At 63.5% G+C, this 414-nt stretch carries 1 protein-coding gene; it reads left to right on the top strand.

Features of this window, described 5'->3' with window-relative positions:
* Positions 1 to 414: arginine--tRNA ligase domain-containing protein (gene argS, locus AC1DYG_RS20150; RefSeq protein WP_477641612.1), on the top strand; the 414-nt coding region annotated here is incomplete at both ends.

Raw genomic sequence — 414 nt, 5'->3', positions numbered from 1 at the left:
CATCGGCGTCGAGCTGATGTTCAAGCACATCAAGCGCACGCTGCACGAGTTCGGCGTCGACTTCGACGTCTACTTCCACGAGAACTCGCTGTTCGAGTCGGGTGCGGTGGAGACGGCCGTCGAGACCCTCAAGGGTTCGGGCAACCTGTACCACGAGGACGGGGCCTGGTGGCTCAAGAGCACCGACTTCGGTGACGACAAGGAYCGCGTCGTCATCAAGTCCGACGGCAACGCCGCSTACATCGCCGGCGACATCGCSTACTTCCAGGACAAGCGKKCSCGCGGMTTCGACCTGTGCATCTACATGYTCGGCGCCGACCAYCACGGCTACATCGGTCGCCTCAAAGCCGCCGCGGCCGCTTTCGGCGACGACCCGGACACCGTGGAGGTCATGATCGGGCAGATGGTCAACCT

This window comes from Pedococcus sp. P1_H8 (assembly GCF_056405175.1).
The sequence above is the reverse complement of the archived record's forward strand: the minus strand, read 5'-3'. Positions and strand labels throughout refer to the sequence as shown.